General features: G+C 43.9%; 15 protein-coding genes. 4 read left to right on the top strand and 11 right to left on the bottom strand.

Annotation, left to right across the window (positions count from 1 at the left end; translation table 11 throughout):
* Nucleotides 1-114 precede the first annotated feature (114 nt).
* Entirely contained in the window at nucleotides 115-879 is a 765-nt protein-coding gene (locus LKX84_RS00985; protein ID WP_228235129.1) for a DUF1080 domain-containing protein, read from the bottom strand.
* 160 nt (nucleotides 880-1,039) lie between these two features.
* On the opposite strand from LKX84_RS00985, the gene trxA reads away from it, so the two are divergent.
* On the top strand, nucleotides 1,040-1,339 hold the full coding sequence (gene trxA, locus LKX84_RS00980) for a thioredoxin (RefSeq protein ID WP_228235127.1): 300 nt from the start codon (nucleotides 1,040-1,042) through the stop codon (nucleotides 1,337-1,339).
* Between the two features lie 119 nt (nucleotides 1,340-1,458).
* Here trxA and LKX84_RS00975 read toward each other — a convergent pair whose 3' ends face one another.
* Both LKX84_RS00975 and LKX84_RS00970 read right to left on the bottom strand, forming a co-directional pair.
* On the bottom strand, nucleotides 1,459-2,316 hold the full coding sequence (locus LKX84_RS00975) for a universal stress protein (RefSeq protein ID WP_228235125.1): 858 nt from the start codon (nucleotides 2,314-2,316) through the stop codon (nucleotides 1,459-1,461).
* On the bottom strand, nucleotides 2,313-3,158 hold the full coding sequence (locus LKX84_RS00970; RefSeq protein ID WP_228235124.1) for a universal stress protein: 846 nt from the start codon (nucleotides 3,156-3,158) through the stop codon (nucleotides 2,313-2,315). The genes LKX84_RS00975 and LKX84_RS00970 overlap by 4 nt, the downstream gene beginning before the upstream one ends.
* 263 nt (nucleotides 3,159-3,421) lie before the next feature.
* On the opposite strand from LKX84_RS00970, the gene LKX84_RS00965 reads away from it, so the two are divergent.
* The 3 genes from LKX84_RS00965 to LKX84_RS00955 are packed head-to-tail and all read left to right on the top strand — an operon-like array spanning nucleotide 3,422 to nucleotide 8,893.
* Complete coding sequence (locus tag LKX84_RS00965; RefSeq protein WP_228235123.1) at nucleotides 3,422-4,498, top strand: efflux RND transporter periplasmic adaptor subunit; 1,077 nt, start codon at nucleotides 3,422-3,424, stop codon at nucleotides 4,496-4,498.
* Nucleotides 4,495-7,581 carry an efflux RND transporter permease subunit gene (locus LKX84_RS00960; RefSeq protein WP_228235119.1) on the top strand — a complete coding sequence of 1,029 codons (3,087 nt, stop codon included), beginning with the start codon at nucleotides 4,495-4,497 and terminating at the stop codon, nucleotides 7,579-7,581. The genes LKX84_RS00965 and LKX84_RS00960 overlap by 4 nt, the downstream gene beginning before the upstream one ends.
* A 1-nt stretch (nucleotide 7,582) precedes the next feature.
* Nucleotides 7,583-8,893 carry a TolC family protein gene (locus LKX84_RS00955; RefSeq protein ID WP_228235117.1) on the top strand — a complete coding sequence of 437 codons (1,311 nt, stop codon included), beginning with the start codon at nucleotides 7,583-7,585 and terminating at the stop codon, nucleotides 8,891-8,893.
* A gap of 43 nt (nucleotides 8,894-8,936) precedes the next feature.
* On the opposite strand, the gene LKX84_RS00950 is transcribed toward LKX84_RS00955, so the two are convergent.
* The 8 genes from LKX84_RS00950 to LKX84_RS00915 are packed head-to-tail and all read right to left on the bottom strand — an operon-like array spanning nucleotide 8,937 to nucleotide 21,344.
* Nucleotides 8,937-10,556, bottom strand: a complete 1,620-nt coding sequence (locus LKX84_RS00950) for a sodium:solute symporter (RefSeq protein ID WP_228235115.1) — start codon at nucleotides 10,554-10,556, stop codon at nucleotides 8,937-8,939.
* Nucleotides 10,557-10,563: 7 nt separating this feature from the next.
* Nucleotides 10,564-11,748: an aldose epimerase family protein gene (locus LKX84_RS00945; RefSeq protein ID WP_410548858.1), complete on the bottom strand. Its 1,185-nt coding sequence runs from the start codon at nucleotides 11,746-11,748 to the stop codon at nucleotides 10,564-10,566.
* 34 nt (nucleotides 11,749-11,782) lie between these two features.
* The gene (gene araA / locus LKX84_RS00940) at nucleotides 11,783-13,288 is read right to left on the bottom strand and encodes an L-arabinose isomerase (RefSeq protein WP_228235111.1); all 1,506 of its coding nucleotides are present in this window, start codon (nucleotides 13,286-13,288) and stop codon (nucleotides 11,783-11,785) included.
* 16 nt (nucleotides 13,289-13,304) lie between these two features.
* Nucleotides 13,305-14,006, bottom strand: coding sequence for an L-ribulose-5-phosphate 4-epimerase (locus tag LKX84_RS00935; protein ID WP_228235105.1), 702 nt, complete (start codon nucleotides 14,004-14,006; stop codon nucleotides 13,305-13,307).
* A gap of 3 nt (nucleotides 14,007-14,009) precedes the next feature.
* A complete protein-coding gene (locus tag LKX84_RS00930) occupies nucleotides 14,010-15,686 on the bottom strand; it encodes a ribulokinase (protein WP_228235103.1) in 1,677 nt (558 codons plus the stop codon).
* Nucleotides 15,687-15,736: 50 nt separating this feature from the next.
* Nucleotides 15,737-17,755 (bottom strand): alpha-L-arabinofuranosidase C-terminal domain-containing protein, encoded by a 2,019-nt coding sequence (locus LKX84_RS00925; RefSeq protein ID WP_410548857.1) that lies wholly within the window; start codon nucleotides 17,753-17,755, stop codon nucleotides 15,737-15,739.
* Nucleotides 17,756-17,775: 20 nt separating this feature from the next.
* The gene (locus LKX84_RS00920) at nucleotides 17,776-19,770 is read right to left on the bottom strand and encodes a glycoside hydrolase family 127 protein (protein WP_228235101.1); all 1,995 of its coding nucleotides are present in this window, start codon (nucleotides 19,768-19,770) and stop codon (nucleotides 17,776-17,778) included.
* A 41-nt stretch (nucleotides 19,771-19,811) separates the two neighbouring features.
* Nucleotides 19,812-21,344: an alpha-N-arabinofuranosidase gene (locus tag LKX84_RS00915; RefSeq protein ID WP_317206450.1), complete on the bottom strand. Its 1,533-nt coding sequence runs from the start codon at nucleotides 21,342-21,344 to the stop codon at nucleotides 19,812-19,814.
* Between the last annotated feature and the right edge of the window lie 422 nt (nucleotides 21,345-21,766).

Below are 21,766 nucleotides of genomic sequence, written 5' to 3'. Positions count from 1 at the left end.
TAGTTTCCCAAACCCACCAACAATAATGTTGAATTGATCGGAACTGGATAAAGAAAGATATTAATCAGTAGATTTTTAGTGTGATTATAAAAACCGACCAAAAACAATGTTGGATTACAATTCCCTTATCTTAATATCCCTGAACCAGGTTTCAAAATACCAATATTGAAGGGCAATTTTCCCTTGGGTTGCTTTTCCAAATTCAGGGTAGTTGATAAAGTGGCTTGCCGCGACCATTTTTTTCCATTCCGGATCATTAAAATCCTGTTCTCCGGTCAGCACACCATTTAAATAGAACTCTACTTTGCCATCCACCTGTTTGATCGTAGTGGTGTTCCATTCCCCTGGCTTCATCTCCACCTCATTTTTCTGCGGAGCAAAAACATACAGGCAACCTGGTCGCTTTGCGGGAAGCTGATAATCCATATGTTCCGAATCCAAGATTTGATATTCGGGACCACTTTGCCAAGCTGTTGGAATCTCCGGTTTTTCCTGTACATTGAAAAAGATACCACTGTTGCCCCGATTGGCTATTTTCCACTCCAGTGTAAGTTCGTAATTTTCATAGGCTTTATCCGTTAAAAGATCCCCTGCAACCAAGGATTCATCATTAGTATTACTGTGAATCTCCCCGTTGACCACTTCCCAAACCGAATTTGCTCCCGGATTGTTGTACAGATGCCACCCATTCAAGGTCTTCCCATCAAAAAGAAGTTCCCAGCCTTGTTCTTTTTCAACTTCCAACAATTGGTTATGGGTTTCATTGGCAAGGGCCTCTTTTTTGGTTCTCCAGGTTTGCGTATCTTCCTTTTTACTTTCCTGTTTACAAGATAATATGGCCAATAAGCCGAAGAACAATAATGAAAATTTAGTATGCATCGTTTTTAGTTTGTTTTGTTTGCGTAGCGTTTAAATTTAGAAAAAGAAGTTGAGTCATTCCATATTGAACTACGAAATGTCACAAATTGGATAAGATGACTTTCATCAATTGCGGTGATTTCTAGTTTTCATAACTTGTCCCTTCTTAAATTTTGAAGCCATGAAAGGTAATTTTTCAGATATCATCAATACAGACCAATTGGTACTTATCGACTTTTCGGCTGAATGGTGCGGACCCTGTAAAATGTTGGCCCCCATCCTTAGCCAGGTGAAACAGGAACTTGGTGATTCCCTTAAAATTGTGAAAATTGATGTGGACAAAAACCAAGGCCTTGCCAATACCTTTCAAGTTAGGGGCGTGCCCACCATGATGCTCTTCAAAAATGGCAAGCAACTTTGGAGGCAATCAGGCGTCCTTCAAAAAGCGGATATCGTTCAGGTGGCGCGGTCTTTTATGTAATTGCAAAGCTTGTACCTGTATTCCCTTTGAACTATAGATTTGGAGAATTTGGTTGAACTGAAAGTTGTGTTTCAATTTCAATATTGATCATAAGACCCAAAATCAATTAAAACTGAGCTCTATTCAAAGAGATGAATGACCAAAAAGGGCACTATGGAATTGAAGGCGATTTTTTTGATCACGGGTTCTCGGGTGAGCTTTTCAAAAAAGCCCCGATCATGATTGATCATCGCCACCAAATCTATGGACTGGTCGTCCGCTATCATTTTTTGTATGGAATTTTGAATGGTGGCGTACTTTTCCATTTCCACAAAATCGAAAGGCACCGACTTAACTTTCCGCATCAACGCCCGTTTGGAATGTTCCTGCTCCTTTGTTAGACCTCCATTGGTCACGTGGGCAATACGAATCTTGGCATGGAATATTTCCGCCAACTGCACAACTGGACTTAGCTCATAGGTTTCAAAAAGATGTTCATACCCTGTCACCAAAAGGATGGTTCTTAATCCTCCCTTACATTCATAATCATCAGGCACGGCAATGATCGGGCAAAAGTCAATTTCACGGATGATCTTATAGGTATTGCTTCCCAAGAAAACTTCTTTCAACCCTGTTGCCCCCTTGGTTCCCATAATGATATAATCCATCCCTTTATTATATACAGTCCTGCCGATGGCATTGACCAAGTTATCCGCCACGGACAATCCATAGAAATGATGATTTGGGTTTGAACTGACTTGCCGTAGTTGACCCAGCGTCTTTTTTACCTCTCGTTCCGATTCTTCCTTCAACAAGTTGAACAACCGGGTATCATTGGACATTCCTATTTTGGTACTTAACCCCGATGTTCCCACCTGAAAGGCATTCAAAACAAAGAATTCACAAGCTGCATCTTTAAAGATGGTAAGGGCATAAACCATGGCATTCCAAGCATTTTTGGAAAAATCCGTGGGTAATATGATGCGCTTTATCTTCAACGGTTAAGGTTCTGCATCACCAAAAAGGGGATTTTCATTTTCAAACTCAAAAGATCTACAGTAGAGCGGTAGAGCATATCCTCAAAAAAAGAATGTCGTGAATTGACCATGACCAACATATCCACTTTCTTTTCATCTATTTGCGTCATGATCGCATCGGCCCTATTCTGAACACCTGTGGTCTCAAAAAACACGTAGGGCCTTGTCAAAGTATCTTCCAAAAACTTTTTGTTGTCTTCCTGCCTAGGGCTCAGCTCTTCAAAATCGGTTATATATAGACAATAGACATTGGACTTGAACTTACCCGCCAAATCGCCCAACAGTTTCAATTCCCTGCGTTTGTATGGCAACATATAATCCGTGGGAAAGAGGATATTCTTGGGTTGGCGGTACTCAAATTCCTCAGGAACCGCCAAAACGGGACATTTTACATATTTGAACACCTCCACGGTATAACTACCAAATGTGGTCTTGTGGTCGCTGGTCTCCCCTTTGGTGCCCATGATAACCAAATCTATGTTCATGTCGTCCACAAAGTCATTGATCCCATCCACCAAGGTGTCGAAACTTGCAACCGACTCATATGTATGGAGAGGATTGGGTGGGGTTCCCACGACTTCCTCTAGCATTTGATCCAAGTTCCTTTCTATTCCTTGTTTTTTTTCAGCCTTCAGTTGCGCTATTTGTTCGGACGAAGCCGTTTTATACTCCCCGTAAACCTCATCGGCATAGGCATGGAAAATAAAAAAGCATACCCGCTCGCATTTGTACAATTCTTGGGCATAACGCAGGGCGTGCAGCGCATTTTTAGAAAAATCAGTAGGGATCAAAACCGTTCTCATGGCTATCTCTTTTCCTAAAGGTACATCTATGCCTACATCTGGAAAATGATATTGGTCAATACCCTAATAAAGCCAATTTTAACAAATTTAACCGCCCATCATGTGGTTCACACCGCCTATTTTGTCGTTAACCCATAACATATGGACGTTCAAGGGATTCGCCTGTTAAAATACCAGCGTCGTTTTTTAAAGAACACTAGGTAAACTTTATCTTTGGCGTTGAGCGGTTTTTATTGAAAACCAATACCATCCACCAAACCAAAATGAAAGTAAAGCATATAGTCTACATCTTACTAGTTGTTGGAATAGGCGCTCTTATCGCCTACAGAATCATGTCCAACGCTGAAATAGGACAGAACATGGATACTGGCCCAAGAGTTACCACAGTATCCGGAATGATCCTTAAACCTCAGATTTTCAAGGACAACATCGCCATTTCCGGAACCTTGGAGGCCGATGAACAGATTGAAATCAGAAGTGAGGTATCTGGAATTGTTGAAAGCATCAATTTTAAGGAAGGAAGCAAGGTAACAAAAGGACAGGTGCTCCTAAAAGTGAACGACATTGAACTCCAAGCCCAGTTGTCCAAGGCACAGACTGCCAAAAAACTGGCTTCGGAAAATGAACGTAGGGCCAAATTATTGTTGGAGAAACAGGCCATCAGCCAAGAAGAATACGACATTGCCAGTGCAGATTACCAATCGGCCACTTCGGAAGCCGATCTCATTGCTGCCCAATTGTCCAAAACCTCTATCAGGGCCCCATTTTCTGGAACCATCGGATTGCGTTCCATTTCTATGGGAACCTATGTTACCCCATCTACCGTAATTGCCAAACTGGTGAATACGGATAATCTGAAAATCACCTTTTCAGTGCCAGAAAAATATGCCTCACAAATCAGTATGGGCACGGTACTTACGTTCGCTACTTCCGATTCCGAAGAAGAATACAAGGCTACCATTTATGCCATTGACCCAGAGGTGGAAATCACCACCAGAACACTACGGATGCGTGCAATTGCCGACAATCGTGAGAATGGATTATATCCTGGTGCATATGCTAGCGTAAGTTTGCCATTGGAAACCATAGATGATGCCTTATTGGTACCCTCCGAAGCATTGATCCCTGTTCAAAATGGAAAACGGATCTTTGTATACCAAAATGGAATGGCCAAGGAAGTAGATGTACAAATCGGAGCGCGTACAGGTAAGGTGGTCCGTGTATTGACGAACCTGAAGCCTGGAGATACGATCTTGACCTACGGTGTCATGGCACTGAAGGATGGTTCGCCTGTAAAGGTTACACTTGAAGAACTTGAACCTCAGACCAACGTACAATGAACCTGTCTACCATAAGTATTAAACGGCCTGTTCTTACCATTGTATTGAACATTTCCATCATCCTATTCGGGGTTATCGGATATACCTTTTTAGGAGTAAGGGAATTTCCATCCATTGACCCGGCTGTGGTATCTGTACGTACCAGTTACTCCGGGGCCAATGCGGATATTATCGAGTCACAGATCACGGAGCCTTTGGAAAAAGCCATCAATTCCATTGACGGGATCCGGAACATCACCTCTTCCAGTGTACAGGGTTCCAGTTCCATCAGTGTTGAATTTGATCTGGACAAAGACCTGGAAGCTGCCGCCAACGACGTTCGCGACAAAGTATCCCAAGCCTTACGAAGCTTACCTGAAGATCTTGATGCGCCGCCTGTAGTTTCCAAAGCCGATGCCGATGCGGATAGGATCATTTCAATGACAGTGCAGAGCGATAACAAAAATATTTTGGAACTTTCCGATTATGCGGAAAATGTAATTGCCCAACGAATAGAAACCATTCCTGGGGTGAGCGGGGTCCAAATTTGGGGACAGCGCCGATATGCCATGAGATTATGGATAGACCCCTTGAAATTGGCTTCTTACGGGCTTACCGTTGCAGATGTACGGGCAGCCCTTTTGGCACAGAACATTGAATTGCCATCTGGGAAACTTACCGGCGAGAATACAGAGTTGACCGTTAAAACTTTAGGCAACCTGAATACCGAAGAGCAATTCAACAATATCATTATCATGGCCGATGGGGAAAAATTGGTACAGTTGAGTGATATTGGACGTGCCAGTTTGGAAGGCGAGAACATGGAGACCAAAATGAGCGATTCCGGTCAACCGATGGTTGCCGTAGCGGTGGTACCCCAACCCGGGACCAATTACCTCGAAATTGCCGATGCGTTTTATAAGGAATATGACAAGCTTCAAAAAGATCTTCCCGAAGACTTTAAATTGAACATCGTTATTGACGACACCAAATTTGTTCAAAGAGCTGTGACCGAAGTGGCGGAGACCATCCTCATTTCCATTATTCTCGTAATCCTGGTGATTTACCTATTTTTTAGGAATTGGTCCTTGGCCCTGCGTCCGTTATTGGATATACCCGTTTCGTTGATCGCCACTTTCTTTTTTATGTGGCTATTGGGATTCTCCATCAACGTATTGACCCTATTGGCTATTGTACTGGCAACAGGTCTGGTTGTGGATGACGGTATTGTGGTCACTGAGAACATCTATAAAAAAATTGAGGAGGGCATGAACCCCATTGAAGCCGCCATTAAAGGTTCCAAGGAAATCTTTTTTGCTGTCATTTCCATATCCATCACATTGGCGGCGGTATTCTTGCCCGTTATCTTTTTGGAAGGATTTGTAGGAAGGTTGTTCCGTGAGTTCGGTGTGGTTTTGGGTACTGCGGTACTGGTATCGGCTTTTGTTTCGCTTACCCTTACCCCCATGTTGAATGCCTATCTGACCAAACCCGGTAAACAGAGTAAGTCCAAATTCTACATGGTCACCGAAAAATATTTTGTGGCCATGAACGAATCCTATAAAAGTTCCTTGGAAAAATTCATGCAACGCAAGTGGCTAAGTTTTCCCATTCTTTTTGGTTGTATCGGATTGATTGTTTTGTTCTATTCCCTACTCCAAAAAGAAACGGCACCGTATGATGACCGATCTTTCGTTCGCTTGAACGTTACAGCGCCCGAGGGCTCTTCCTATGAATATATGGATCGATTGATGACCGATATTACAGAACTTATCAATGATTCCGTACCAGAGAAAAAGGTTAGTTTGGTATTGACCTCCCCCGGTTTCGGATCATCTTCCGTAAACAGTGGCCGTGCCAACGTCGCTTTGGTAGATCCAAGCGAAAGGGAACGTTCGCAACGTGAAATTGCGGATGATCTTGGCCGTTGGGCAAAAGCCTACGTAGGGGGGCGCTCCAATGTTTCGGAACGTCCGACCATTTCGGTCAACCGTCGTGGTGGGCCACCGATCCAATTCATCATCCAAGCCAAGAACTTTGAAAAATTGGAGGAAAAGATTCCAGAATTCCTGGCAGAAGCAGAAAAGAATCCCACATTTTCTTTCGTAGATGTCAACCTGAAATTCGACAAGCCGGAGCTTTACGTTTCCATCGATAGGGAAAAAGCCGAAAGCCTTGGGGTATCCGTCCGGGATGTAGCCCAAACCCTTCAATTATCTTTGAGCGGTCAGCGTTTCGGATACTTTTTGATGAACGGAAAGCAATACCAAGTAATCGGGCAGTTCGACAAGCAAGACCGTGACGAACCCATGGATTTGACTTCCATTTTTGTAAAGAACAAAGAAGGACAACTGATTCAATTGGACAACTTGGTTTCTGTGGAAGAACACAGCAGCCCACCGCAATTGTTCCACAACAACCGATATATGTCGGCCACCGTTTCCGCCAACTTGGCACCAGGAAAAAGTATCGGGGACGGTATAGATGCCATGAACGAAATAAAGGATCGCGTACTGGATGAAACCTTCACCACGGATTTAGGGGGAGAATCTCGCGATTTTGTGGAAAGTAGTTCCAATACGGCTTTCGCCTTCGGATTGGCATTCCTATTGATTTTCCTGATTCTAGCTGCACAGTTTGAAAGTTTCATCGATCCTTTCATCATTATATTGACCGTACCGATGGCCGTTGCAGGAGCCATGTTCTCCCTTTGGCTTTTTGGTGAAACTTGGAATATTTTCAGCCAGATCGGAACCATCATGTTGATCGGGTTGGTAACCAAAAACGGTATCTTGATTGTAGAATTTGCCAACCAGTTACAGGAAGAGGATGAAAGTCTGACCAAAATGGAAGCCATCATGAAGGCTTCGGTTTCCAGGCTTCGACCTATATTGATGACCAGTCTTACCGTTGCCTTGGGTGCATTGCCCATTGCTTTGTCCCTTGGTGCCGCCTCGGCCAGTAGAACCGGCATGGGTGTGGTGATCATCGGGGGAACCTTGTTCTCATTGGTATTGACCTTATTCGTGATTCCCGCGCTTTATCATATGTGGTCTAGAAAAAAAGTCCAACGACCAGAATTCAAAACCCTTGAACTGTCCTAGAATGCAAACAAAAAACCGAATCTGCATACTATTGCTTTTTGTGGGTGGATTCACTTTTGGAATCGCCCAAGAAATGTTAACGGTTGATGAGGCCGTGAAGATTGCCCTGGAAAACAACTACCAGATAAAAACGGCCCGTAACGACCTTAAAATTGATGAATTGGGGGTTAGCCCAGGCCAGGCCGGAATGTTACCCACAGTGGGAGCCAACCTAACGGATAACAACAGCGTTCAAAGTCTTACGCAGATTAGGAACGATGGTACCATACAAGAACGGGACAATGCAAAGAACAGTAGTTTCAATTATGGAGTAGCCTTGCAGTGGACCGTTTTTGATGGATTTAGCATGTTCGCAAACTACGAGCAATTAAAGGAAACCCAAAAATTGGGAGAGGCAGAATTGAAGCAAGCCATTTTGACCAAGGTGGGCGAAATCATGATCACCTACTACGACCTGGTGCAACAACAACAGCAACTTTCCGCGCTGGATAGCACACTTTTGATTTCGGAGCAACGGGTAGAGTTGGCCCACAACCGATTTACGATTGGAAAAGCTTCCAAATTGGAAGTGCTGAACGCTCAGGTGGACCTGAACACCGATCGCACCTTGATGCAACGCCAACAGGAGCTGTATAAAAATACCAAGACCCAACTCAATGAGCAGTTGGCCAGGGACCTAAAAGATGATTTTAAGGTCATCCCTGAAATCTTTGTGGACCAAAAGTTGGAGCTCGAAGCATTGGAAGCCAAGGTTGCCGAAGAAAACCCGCAATTGCAAGCTGAAAAAATCAATAAGCGTATAAGCGAATTGGAATTGAAACAGATTAAAGCAGCAAGGTATCCATCTGTATTTGTTTCCTCTGGATACAATATAGCCAATTCTAAATCGGAGTTGGGCTTTACCACAAGTTCCGATTCAAAAGGATTCAGTTATGGTTTTGGCGCCTCTTTGAACCTTTTTGATGGCTTTAACCAAACCCGTAACGAGAAGATGAGCAAAGTGGCCCTTCAAAATGCGGAAATTGCCATTTCCCAGCAGGAACAAGAATTGGCTTCTTTGGTCAATACCACCTATCAAACGTATTTGACCAATATCAGTTTAATAGAACTGGAAGAGAAAAACGAGGCCATTGCCAAGGAAAATCTCGACATAACCGTAGAGAAGTACCGTATTGGTATTATTCCTACCATTGAGTTCAGAACAGCTCAATTAAACTACATCAACGCACAGGTACGGCTTAGCAATGCCAAGTTTCAAGCCAAGGTTTCCGAAATTATTTTGAAACAATTGGCCGGTAACCTAGAGATATAAAAAAAGCCCATCCAAAGGATGGGCTTTTTTACTTTCCATTTGATTATTTACCATTGAACCAAAGCATCACATAAGCCACAATGGCCAAAATGATCACTGAAATGGCAATGTCTTTCCAATTGTAGCTGTTCTTGTTTTTCTTTCTTTCCTCTTCTGAAATGGTGCCATAGGTAAGGTTCATCACCTTTTCTGGGGCAGGTGCCGCGGTGGCGTAGCTCACTACCAAAATCAAAATGATACAGAACAGGAAGAACCATGAGGCAAAGGACAGGAAGTTCATATCGCCCAAGAGGAACCAGAAACTCCCAGGATCCAAGGTATCCTTTACCAACTCCAGGATAATTCGCAATGCACCGACCACAAATCCAACGATCAAGGTAACATAGGCTCCTTGCGCATTGATGCGTTTGTGGAAGATACCCAATAGGAATACGGCTGTGATCGGAGGTGCTATATAAGATTGTACGCTCTGTAGGTATTCATACAACACTCCAGAGATATTCGCCATGATAGGAATCCAGATGATACCGATGACCACTGTAATAACCGTGGCAATCTGTCCGGTACGCACCAACTTCTTCTCAGGGGTATTGGGACGTAATTTTTTATAGATATCCACCGTGAACAATGTGGAACAGGAATTGAAAACGGAGGCCAAGGAACTCATCAAAGCAGCCAGAAGTCCTGCTGCCACCAATCCACGAAGACCAGAAGGCAACAAGTTGCTCATCAACACTGGAAAAGCCTGATCGGGACTGTCCCAGTTCAATTCTCCCCTCATTTTCAAAGTCAATGCTATCACCCCAGGAATAAGGAACAAGAACACGGGCATCAATTTTAACAAAGCCCCGAAAATAGTTCCTCTCCTTCCTTCTTTAATGTTTTTTGCTGTTAAGGCACGTTGTACGATGTACTGATCCGTACACCAATACCAAATACCCGTAATGGTACTGGCGATCAACAACGGTGGCCATGGAAAATCAGGGTCCGAAGCCGCTCTCCACATATTGAGATATTCCGGGGTAACGGTTTCTTTCATACTCTGCCAACCGCCCACGTGATCCAGACCAATCAAGGTCAAGGCAGCAGCACCTACCACCAAGATGATGGCCTGAAGCGTTTCGGTATAGACCACAGCACGCATTCCTCCGAGTACCGTGTACACCCCAGTTAAAACCACAGTTGCAATGGCCCCGGTCCAGAAATCGATTCCCAACAAGGCGGAAACCACAACCCCACCGGCATAGATGGTAACCGAAATTTTGGTGAGCACGTAGGCTACAATGGAGAATACGGATAAAATCCAACGGGAACGGGCATCAAATCGTTTTTCCAAAAACTCGGGCATGGTGAAAACTCCTGCCCTTGCATAAAAAGGAAGGAATACCCATCCCAAAATCAACACGATCCAAGCCTGTATTTCATAAATCAACATGGGTAAACGGTTGCCTGCTCCGGCACCAGCCAGTCCCACCACGTGTTCAGAGCCGATATTGGACGCAAAAATGGAGGCGCCCACCACGAACCAGCCTACATTTCGGCCAGCCAAGAAATAATCTTCGGTACTTTCCTTTTTCTTACGGATTACCCAAACCGCTATGCCCAAAAGGACCAAAAAATAAATGGATATGGTGATCCAATCAAAAGAATCCAAAGTTTTCATAGCACTGTTATTTGGTGGTTAATTTAAAAGTGGTCTTTGTTTTATAGGTTTCCCCAGGATTCAATCGGACGGATGGGAAACTAGGTTGGTTTGGACTATCAGGATAATGCTGGGTCTCCAAACAGAAACCGGCTCTTTGCCCGTACACCCCGCCTTTTTGGGCAGGTAGTGTTCCATCTAAAAAATTACCGCTATAAAATTGGATACCAGGCTCATCGGTATACACCTCCAATACCCTTCCTGTACCAGGATGATATGCCGAAGCCGCTAGTCCGAATCCACTTTCCTCTTCATTCAACACCCAGCAATGATCGTATCCCTTGCCCAATTTCAATTGTGCATCATCGGCCCCAATTTCCTTGCCCATCACTTTAGATGTTGTAAAATCGAAAGGGGTACCTGACACTGGTCTTAACTCCCCTGTTGGAATCAAACCTCCATCAACAGGAAGGTATGCATCGGCATCCAAGAAAAGTTCGTGGTCCAGAACACTTTGGGTAAAATCCCCAGAAAGGTTGAAATAACTGTGCTGGGTAAGATTTACCACGGTCGGTTTATCCGTAACCGCCTCGTAAAGAACCTCAAGTTGATTGTCACCAGTCAGTGTGTAAGTAACCTTCACATCCAAATTACCTGGATAGCCTTCTTCCCCATCCACACTGGTATAGGTCAATTCCAAAATGGCGCCATCATCGGTACTTTTGGGAGTTGCCGCCCAGATAACTTTATCAAAACCCTTTAAACCACCATGTAAATGATTTTCACCATCATTGGTGGCCAAAGTATAGGTTTGCCCATCCAAGGAAAATTTACCCTTGGCAATTCGGTTGCCGTATCTACCAATCAAGGCCCCAAAGTAAGGATTGCCATCCAAGTAGGATTTTAGGTCATCAAAACCGAGCACTACATCATCATACTTTCCATTTTTATCCGGAGCGGTCCATCTGGTAATGATTCCCCCGTAGGTAATCACATCCACTTCCATACCCATGGCATTCTTTAGGGTGTATTTATCCACTGTAGTACCATCTGGCATTTCTCCAAAGGTGGATTTAGCAATGTGGTCACTTTCCATTGAGGTGTTTTCGGTTTCCATGTCTGTTTGGCTTTCCTTTTTGTTCTCTTTGCATCCCAAATTTAGAAGTGTTAAAAGAAAAACAAAACAAAATAAGGAAGGTTGTACTGTTTTCATGATTATAGTTTATTCGTTAATTTTTGTGTTTGGCCTACATCCCGTGTTGGAACAAATGATAATAGGCTTCGTTGGCGTGCAATTGATCCTTGAAATTCCTGATTTTGGTATCTGCATCGATCACCAAAAGTTCAATTCCAAATATATCGGCAAAATCTTCCATATATTCAGTGGTCAACGCTTGGGTATAGACCGTATGATGTGCGCCACCGGCATAGATCCAAGCTGTTGCTGCAATATCCAAGTTCGGTTTTGGATCCCAAAGTACCCTTGCTACCGGAAGTTTAGGCAAATCTGCCATTGGCTTCACCGCTTCCACTTCGTTCACGATCAATCGGAACCTGTTTCCCATGTCCACCAATGAGGCGTTAAGGGCATTCCCTGCCGGGGAATTGAACACCAAACGCACAGGGTCTTCCTTACCGCCAATACCCAATGGATGTACCTCGCAGGAAGGTTTACCACTAGCGATGGACGGACAAATCTCCAACATGTGCGAGCCCAAAACGTATTCCCTCTCCGGCGTAAAATGATAGGTGTAGTCTTCCATGAAAGAAGTGCCCCCTTCCAATCCCTCGGCCATTACTTTCATGGTGCGGACCATGGCAGCGGTTTTCCAATCGCCTTCTCCACCAAAACCGTAACCATCCGCCATTAAACGCTGAACGGCAATACCTGGCAACTGACGTAGTTTCCCTAAATTTTCGAAGGTATCGGTAAAAGCCTTGAATCCGCCTTCTTCCAAGAAGGAGCGCATGGCCAATTCAATCTTGGCAGCTTCCAAAAGGGAATCCCTTTGGGCACCATTTTTTTGAAGGGATGAAGACAAAGTATAGCTGGATTCATATTCTTCCACAAGACTATCGATGGCCTTTTGACCGATGCTGTCCAAACGATCGGTAATGTCTGATGAGTCATATCCATTTACAGCGACACCAAAACGTACTTGGGCGGCCACTTTATCGCCTTCGGTCACAGCCACTTCACGCATATTGTCGCCAAAACGGGCCACTTTCATATGCTTGAGTTCATCTACACCCAACGCTACTCGAGCAAATACACCCAATTTTTGTTGTACCCTTTCACTTTTCCAATGACCAACCACTATTTTGCGGTTTTTTCGCATACGTGACATCAGAAACCCAAATTCACGATCCCCATGGGCCGCTTGGTTCAGGTTCATAAAATCCATATCGATGCTGTTCCAAGGAATCTCGGCATTGAACTGGGTATGTAGGTGGCACAGGGGCTTGCTCAAAACTGAGAGTCCGGCAATCCACATTTTTGAAGGTGAAAAAGTATGCATCCATGCCACAATTCCGATGCAGCTTTCCTGATTACTGGCTTCCCTGCACAAGGACAAAATTTCTTGAGGGGTGGTCACCACTGGTTTAAAAACCAAGGTCAATGGTAGTTTGCCAGACCCATTCAATCCATCTACAATATTCCTTGAATTGTCGGCAACTTGTTTCAAGGTTTCTGGCCCGTACAAATGTTGGCTACCTGTTACAAACCAGATTTCTTTATTAGCTATTTTCATTTAGAATTACATTATATTATTGACCGTAATAGGCATTTTTGCCATGTTTACGCTCGTAGTGTTTTTTTATCAGTGAATCTTTTAATCTAGGTGCATTCGGATTGATCTGAAGCGTGAGATAGGCCATCTGCGCCACAGTTTCCAAAACTTTGGTGTTGTAAACGGCCTTGGCCGCATTCTTTCCCCAGGCAAAGGGACCGTGGTTTCCGATCAATACCATCTCCACCTCGTTATAGTCCAAGTTCCTTTCCTTGAAACAATCCAAAATCTGGATTCCGGTATTGTGTTCGTAGTTCCCCTCGATCAAGGCATCGGCCATTGGTGGGGCACAGGGAATGTCTTGGGTCAGGTGATCCGCGTGGGTGGTACCAAAAATAGGGATGTCCCTTTGTGCCTGCGCCCATGAAACGGAGTACATGGCATGGGTATGGGCCACTCCCCCAATATTTTCCCAGTTTTTATATAGATAGCTATGGGTTTTGGTGTCGGATGAAGGTCTTAAGTTACCTTCCACCACATTGTTATCATAATCGAGGATAACCATATCCTCGGGTTTTAAAGTTTCATAAGGAACTCCGCTCGGTTTAATGGCAAAAACCGCTTGATCTCGATCTACGGCACTCACATTCCCAAAGGTGTAGATCACCAATCCCAAGGCATTGAGTTCCATATTGGCTTCGTAGCATTCCTCTTTGAGCGATTTGTATTTTGAGCTCATTGGTTATTTCTTTTTATTGGTTTGATCTTCCACAAACGTTCCCAGTTTTTTATAGGCTTCCATCAACTTGGAATACACCTCTACTTGGGATGCTTGCGGAAAATATTCTGCTTCAAAATCACTGCCCATTACTTTACTGGCATCGATAACATTATTGTAAATGCCCGATGCAACAGCGGCATAAATTGCAGCACCCAATGCCGGAGCTTGGTCCGACTCGGCCACTTTTATGGGCATGTTCAACACGTTGGCCAAGGTCTGCATGATGAAAGGGGACTTTCTGGCCACACCCCCAATACCGATGACCGTTTCAATTTTCACTCCTTCATCCTCAAAGCGATCCACGATCATTTTGGCCCCAAAACAAATGGCATTCACCAAGGCTTTGAAAATATGGGGGGCCTTGGTTCCTAGGGATAATCCCATGATTGCACTTTTCAATTCTTGATTGGCATCCGGTGTTCTTCGGCCATTTACCCAATCCAAGGCAACCGGTACAGTTTCCGTTAGCGGAATCTGTTCCGCCTGCTCGGCCAACGTCCTGATAAATTTGGACTCCATTTCATCCTTCAAATCCTTTTTTTGCTGATCGGACAAAACGGAAGATGTCATGACCAAATTTTCCAATGGCCATTCCAACACATTTTTGAACCAAGCCAATACATCACCAAAAGCAGATTGGCCGGCTTCCAAACCTACCATACCTGGGATTACGGAACCATCAACCTGACCACAAATGCCTTTCACCGTTTTATCGCCCACCGCCTCGTTGGAGGACACCATAATATCACACGTACTGGTACCCATCACCCTAACCAAAGCGTGATGATCCACCTTGGCACCCACAGCGCCAGCATGCGCATCAAAAGTACCCACGGCGACAACCGTTTTGGTGGTCAATCCCAATCGCTTTGCCCATTCCTGGTTCAAATAGCCCGCTACTTGATCGGAGGTAAAGGTTTCATCATAAAGGTTATCGCGTAAATCAGCCAAATAGGGATCGAGCCTTTTCAAAAAATCCTTGCTGGGCAATCCACCCCAGCTCTCATGCCACATGGACTTGTGCCCAGCAGCGCATCTACTTCTTTTAAAGGTAGTAAGGTCTTTATCATCGGCAATGAGATAGGTGATAAAATCACAATGTTCCATCCAAGTGTAGGTGTTGGCTACCACGTTTTTATCTTCCCGTGCCACATGCAATATCTTGGCCCAAAACCATTCTGAGGAATAGATACCCCCTTCAAATTTAGTGTAATCCTCACCTCCCCAAGTCCGTGCCAGTTCATTGATTTCATTGGCTTCCTCAACGGCTGTATGGTCTTTCCAAAGCACCATCATGGCATTCGGGTTTTCCTCAAATCTTTTTATCATGGCCAATGGGGTACCATCTTTGGTTATGGGCATGGGTGAAGAACCTGTGGTGTCGATACAAATGCCACGTACGGTTTCTGGATCCACGCCACTTTGTTCCACTACTGATTTCACCGTATGTTCCAATCCTTCAATATGGTCCAATGGATGCTGACGAAACTGATTGATCTCGGGCCTACAGTATTTCTGTTCCTTCCATCGTGGGTACCAAAATACCTCCGAGGCCAGTTCCGCACCATTTTGAGAATCGATCAGAACCGCTCTCACGGAATCCGAACCATAATCCAATCCTATTACATACTTTTTCATTCTTCTTAACTATCCTTCAATTATGAACTTATCCAAAAGATAAATTTTATTTAAATATTGATTTTATAAATTACAAATGCCTGCGATGGAACAATAGCTTCCAAAGCTTCTCCTCCCAGTTGGAAGGTGCTTTCTAGAGGGCTGATATTAAATGGATCGGCGAAGGAATTTTCCGCCTGAAGGTCATCCATAGCCAAAGTCAAAACCTCAACTTTGCCTTTGAGTGATTTATTACCAAAAGAGATATGCATTTGTTGTTGTCCCTTTGATGTGTTTACCACCTTGATGATGATTTCGCCAGTATATGAATCCTTGACCACTGAGGCATAAAGCCCACCTTGACCGATCAATTTTTCTCCATTTTCAGAAATGGACAAAAGATCGGTACCTGCATTTGTGGAATACATTTTTTGGACCTGGTAATTTGCGGTCCCAAATGACTGTAGATTATTGAACCAAATCATGTCCGGGGTCCATTGCCAACCTTCCTCATGGGCCATCAATGGAGCGTAAGAGGTTAAATAGACCACATCGGCATTGCGCTCCAAACCTGTCATGAAAGCAGCTTCAGAAAGGGCACAATCCCAGTTGTTCCTGTTTTCCGGACTTGCAATGGCCACACTTTGCGCGGCATACTCCCCTGCAAAAACCTTGGGTCCGTTTCGGTCGTAACTATCATAACGATCTGCATTCTCCCTGAACCATTGTGGGGGACGGTAATAATGTTCGTCCACAATTTCGGCGTTCAACTTTTTAAGTTGGTCCCAACCGTATTCAAAATAATCGCCGTCAGGGAAAGGTCCACTGCCCGAAACAATCACTATTTCAGGATATTTGGATTTGATGGCCTGCTCGAACGCCATGTACCTTTCAATATAGGCAGGACCCCATTGTTCATTTCCAATACCGATATATTTCATGTTAAAAGGTTCCGGGTGACCCATCTCGACCCTTACTTTTCCCCAAGCTGTGTTAACATTGCCATTGGCAAACTCAATAAGATCAAGGGCATCCTGAACATAGGGGTCCAATTGATCCATAGGCACCAACTCCCCAGTATTGAACTGACAGGCAATTCCGCAACCCAAAATAGGAAGGGGTTGAGCTCCGATATCCTCGGACAATTGAAAATATTCAAAGAATCCCAGCCCAAAACTTTGGTAGTAATCCGGGGCCGGTCTGTGTGCAAATTCGGTGTTCCATCGGTTGATCAAAATTTCCCTATCCTCAATATCACCCACTGTCTTTTTCCATTGATATCGGCGTTCCAAGGTCCGTCCTTCTACAATACAGCCTCCTGGAAAACGAAGAAAACCTGGATTTAAATCGGCCAACAATTGGACCAAATCCTTCCGAAGACCTTTCTCCCTACCCTTCCAGGTATCTTTTGGAAAAAGGGAAATCATATCCAAGTCGATTTCTCCTTTTCCTTCGAAAGTAATCTTGGCCTTGGCCTTCATTTCCGTTTTGGAAACCGTGAAACTGGCATTATAGGTTTTCCAATCCTTATTATCGGGAAGAATTGTGGTTTCCCCCAATACCTGGCCCAAAGAATCCACTATTTGAAAATGGATTTTGGTGATGTCGCCCAAATGTTTAGCTGCCTTCAGGGAGAGGTCATATTGGGCGCCTTCGTGGACACCCATACCCCTAAATCCTTCGTTGATCAACACATACCCTTGAGGATCCTTTACCTCAACCCGGGCAAAATTATGGTTGGCTCCTTCACCTCCATATTTTACCACGGACATGATCCCTGACTGGTTGTTGTAGGAATGTCGGTCGCTATTCGGTTCCATCCAACCCGTTTTGGGCAAGGTGAACTCAAACGAGCGGTTCTTGATCATCTCGGCATACAAACCTCCATCCGCAGCAAAATTGATATCTTCAAAAAAGATACCGTACATGGTGGGTTGAATCTTGATGCCTGTATCCTTAAGGTCAACCATCAAATTACGATCCAATGTGGCATGCGATGGTTCAGATGTATTGGCTCCCTGGTCCTTACAGCCCAAAAAACCAACAATCAATACCCAAACAACGACCAAATTTTGACATGGTGTTCTCATTTGATTCTTTTTGGGTCCCCTTAATTTTCCTTGACAGGCAACCAAACCTTCATTTTACCCACTCCTCTGTTGGACCAGGTATAGTATGGAATGGCGGTCAAATGTTCATTGGAAACAGTATTCACGCCTCCCAAAAGATCGGGTTGCATTTCCACCTTGAATTGATCATTTGGGTATAAGGCAATTTGGTCAAAGTCAGATTTGTTATCCATTTCCTCAACGGCATACACCAAAGGGCCAATCTCAAGGGACATTTTACCTTTGTTCTCTGCCACCAACTCGCTGGCCATCACTTTTCTAACTTCCATGGGGAAGTTCAGTTCCACCACATCGCCTGTTTGCCAGGTCCTTGAAATAGTGAAATAGCCATTTTTTTGCTCGGCATTTACTTGCTCTCCGTTGATGCTGACCATGCTCTGATCATCCATTGGTGATGCGAAATGATACAAATCGCCTGGCAACACTTCGTTTCTAGCCCAACCAGGAACCCTCAATTTTAAAGTAAACTCTCCCGTTTGATCAGGATTTATGGTCAATTTTACCTTGCCATCCCATGGATACGAAGTTTCCTGTTGCACCTTTAGATGACGGTCCTTAAGCGAAACCGTAGCTTCACTGGATGCATAAAGATTCACGAACAAAGTATTTTTTGTTTTGGAATAGATCAACCCGGGCATGGCAGGGATAAACCTGATCATATTTGTTGGGCAGCACGAACAATCGAACCAATCTGAACGGGTACATGATCCTTGGTTGAATTTATAGACCCCATCAGCTTCCAAGGCATTTGGATAGAAGAATTGTTGCCCATCCAAGGAAAGTCCTGAAATCAATCCGTTGTAAAGGGTCCGCTCAATAACATCGAAGTATTTTACATCACCTGTGAGGCTGTGTAACCTGTGGTTCCAATATACATCGCCGATTGCAGCACATGTTTCATTGTAAGCGGTTAGGTTGGGCAGTTCATAATTTTCTCCGAAAGCTTCACCTTCATGCAAGGCCCCGATTCCACCCGTAACATACATTTTTTTGTTCACCATATTGTCCCAAAGGGCATTTACAGCCTTTAAATAGGCAGTATCCTTCTCAATAGCGGCAATATCCGTCATGGCGGCATACATGTACACAGCTCTTACGGCATGTCCAACCACTTCATCTTGTTGAACCACTGGAATATGGTCTTGGGAATAAGGTCCAAATAATTTGTGGTTTTCTGGATCACCCCTATGATCAAGGAAATATTTGGCCAAATCCATGTATTCCTTTTTATCGGTAACCTGATACAATTTAATAAGTCCGGTTTCTATGATCTGGTGACCGGGAACGGCAGCAATCTTGCCTTCACCATCCCCAAAAGTTTTCACCATAAGATCGGCATTTTTAATGGCGATGTCCAAAAAGTTGCGTTTTCCGGTTGCTTTGAAATGTACCACGGCGGCCTCGTACAAGTGGCCGGCGTTGTACAGCTCATGGCTCATAAAAAGGGATTCCCATCTTTTTCCTTCTTTGACCTCTACCCATTTTGCAGGCGGTTTTGCCGGGTTGATGGTCCTCCATGTGGTCAAGTAACCATCCGATTCCTGACCTACTTTTATGATGGACACCAAGGAGTCGATCAATTTTTCAAGTTCTGGGTTGGGTGCACTGATCAACGAATTGGAAGCCCCCTCAATGATCTTGTACACATCGGTATCATCAAAGGGCATGGCTCCTTTTACCTCTCCAGGCATTTCCCCGCCGGCGATCAGGAAGTTGTCAAAACGTCCTTCTTCCTGGCATTTGGCAATGGCGTATTCAATGGTCTTTTTTTGAACCCTTTCAATAATGGGCAACCAGAATTCATCCTTTAATTTGATGTTTCTGATATTGATGGCCTCAATAGGATACCCATCCATAGTTGCAACATCAGCTTCAGTCTCGACTACAATCTCTTTATTCTTGCAACCAAATGCACAGATCATTGTAATGGCAAGAAGCATGCATCGATCAAAATATCGCATATAATTTAAGTTCATTTTGCTACTTTTTATGTGTTTGTCCTATCTAAATCCTTCTTTCATTCCGTTTGAAGAACCACAACGGAAAATGGGGGAAGGGATATTTCAACCTGACCCTTTTTAATCTTCATCTTTGAAAATGCCTTGATTTTTACCTTTTCGGGTGCCTCAAAAGTATTGTGGTCCTGTAGGTTATTGGAAGTCAAGATGGTTCCAGTCAATTTTTTTGCACCAAACTCTTCCATCGAAAGATTGATGATGTGTTCTTTTTGCGCATCGATGTTCACCAACGAAATGTGAACTGCGCCCGATTCCTTTTTGGATGCCGAAATGGAAACTGCCGGTAATGTTTCACCATTAAATTTATAGGTTGGCGATTCAAATTTTACTGGTAATAAGATGGCATCTTGATGAACCTTGTACATTTTCAGTACATGGTAAGTGGGAGTCAATATCATTTTTTCGCCTTCGGTAAGTATTACAGCCTGAAGCACATTTACGGTTTGGGCCAGATTGGCCATCTTGACCCTCTTGGCGTGATTATTGAAAATATTCAGGGTAGCTCCTGCGATCATGGCATCCCGCATGGTATTCTGTTGGTACAAAAAGCCAGGGTTGGTACCTTCTTCAACCTCGTACCATCCGCCCCACTCATCGACTACGAGGGCCACCTTATTTTGGGGATCGTATTTGTCCATAATAGCGGAATGTTTGGTGACCAGCTCCTCCATTTTCAAAGCCGTCTGCATGGTAGAGAAGTATTGTGCCTCATCAAAATCAGCTGCCGAACCTTTTTCGTTCCATTCCACAAAAGAGTAGGAATGTAGTGCAACACCTTCGATCAAGCTTTTGGGAATATCGCGCATCATCACTTCTGTCCAATGGTAATCATCCACATTGGCTCCGGAAGCCACCCTAAAAAATCCATCGGTATTGGACCAATCGGTCATGAATGTGGCGTATTGGCGGTATACATCTGCATAGTGTTCCGGTGTCATATTGCCCCCACATCCCCACATTTCGTTTCCAACGCCCCAAAAGCTCACCTCCCAAGGTTTATCACGACCATTTTCCCTCCTCCAGTCAGACATTGGGCTCTTACCGGGATGGGTCACATATTGTATGTATTCCGTAAATTCCTGAACAGTACTGCTACCCACATTGGCCGCCAAATAGGGTTCTGCACCCAATTGCTCACAGAGGTTCAAAAAGTCGTGGGTACCAAAACTATTATCTTCCGTAACACCTCCCCACCATCTGTTGACCATGGTAGGACGATCTTTTTTGGGACCCACCCCATCTTTCCAATGGTAGGTATCGGCAAAACATCCTCCCGGCCATCTCAAGTTGGGAATATCCAATTGCTTCAGGGCCGATATGATATCATTTCTTACCCCATCAGTATTGGGAATGGCACTGTTTTCCCCAACATATATGCCATCATAAATACAACGACCCAAGTGTTCGGCAAAATGACCATAGATATGTTTGCTGATGGTCACCTTCTCCGATGGCTCCGATATGGTAACGGTAGTTTGCGCCGAAACTGCCATCGAAACAAAAACACCTATAATCCAAGTCATTACTTTCATAGAAATATATTTATGTGTATCCATTAGGATTTTGCAAAATCCCTTCGATTCATCCAGAACCCATAAGGCACCAAGCGTTTTCAAAAGTGGTGCTAGACGTTAATTATTTCACTAATAGATTCCGCGCCCAGTAAAGGACGCGGAATTCAAGAATTAACTAAACTTAATTATATTTAATATAATTATTTAAAAATCAGAACTTTAAAACAAGTACACTTCAAGATTAGATGCAAAGCCCCGAGCTAAAAAGACAAAACATTACAGCATTGGAAAAACTTTTTACAGTTTAGATCAAAAGCAAGGCATTTAGTTGAATCTAAAAGATTTATCGTATTGTTTTTTATAAGTGTTTATTAAACACTATAAATAAAGGAAAGAAAGTTCGGAAATGCAAACAATCCGTTAAAAAAATGTATTTTTAA

The organism is Allomuricauda sp. M10 (assembly GCF_020782875.1).
In the GTDB taxonomy this organism is placed as follows: domain Bacteria; phylum Bacteroidota; class Bacteroidia; order Flavobacteriales; family Flavobacteriaceae; genus Flagellimonas.
This window is presented reverse-complemented; position numbering and strand designations above follow the sequence as displayed.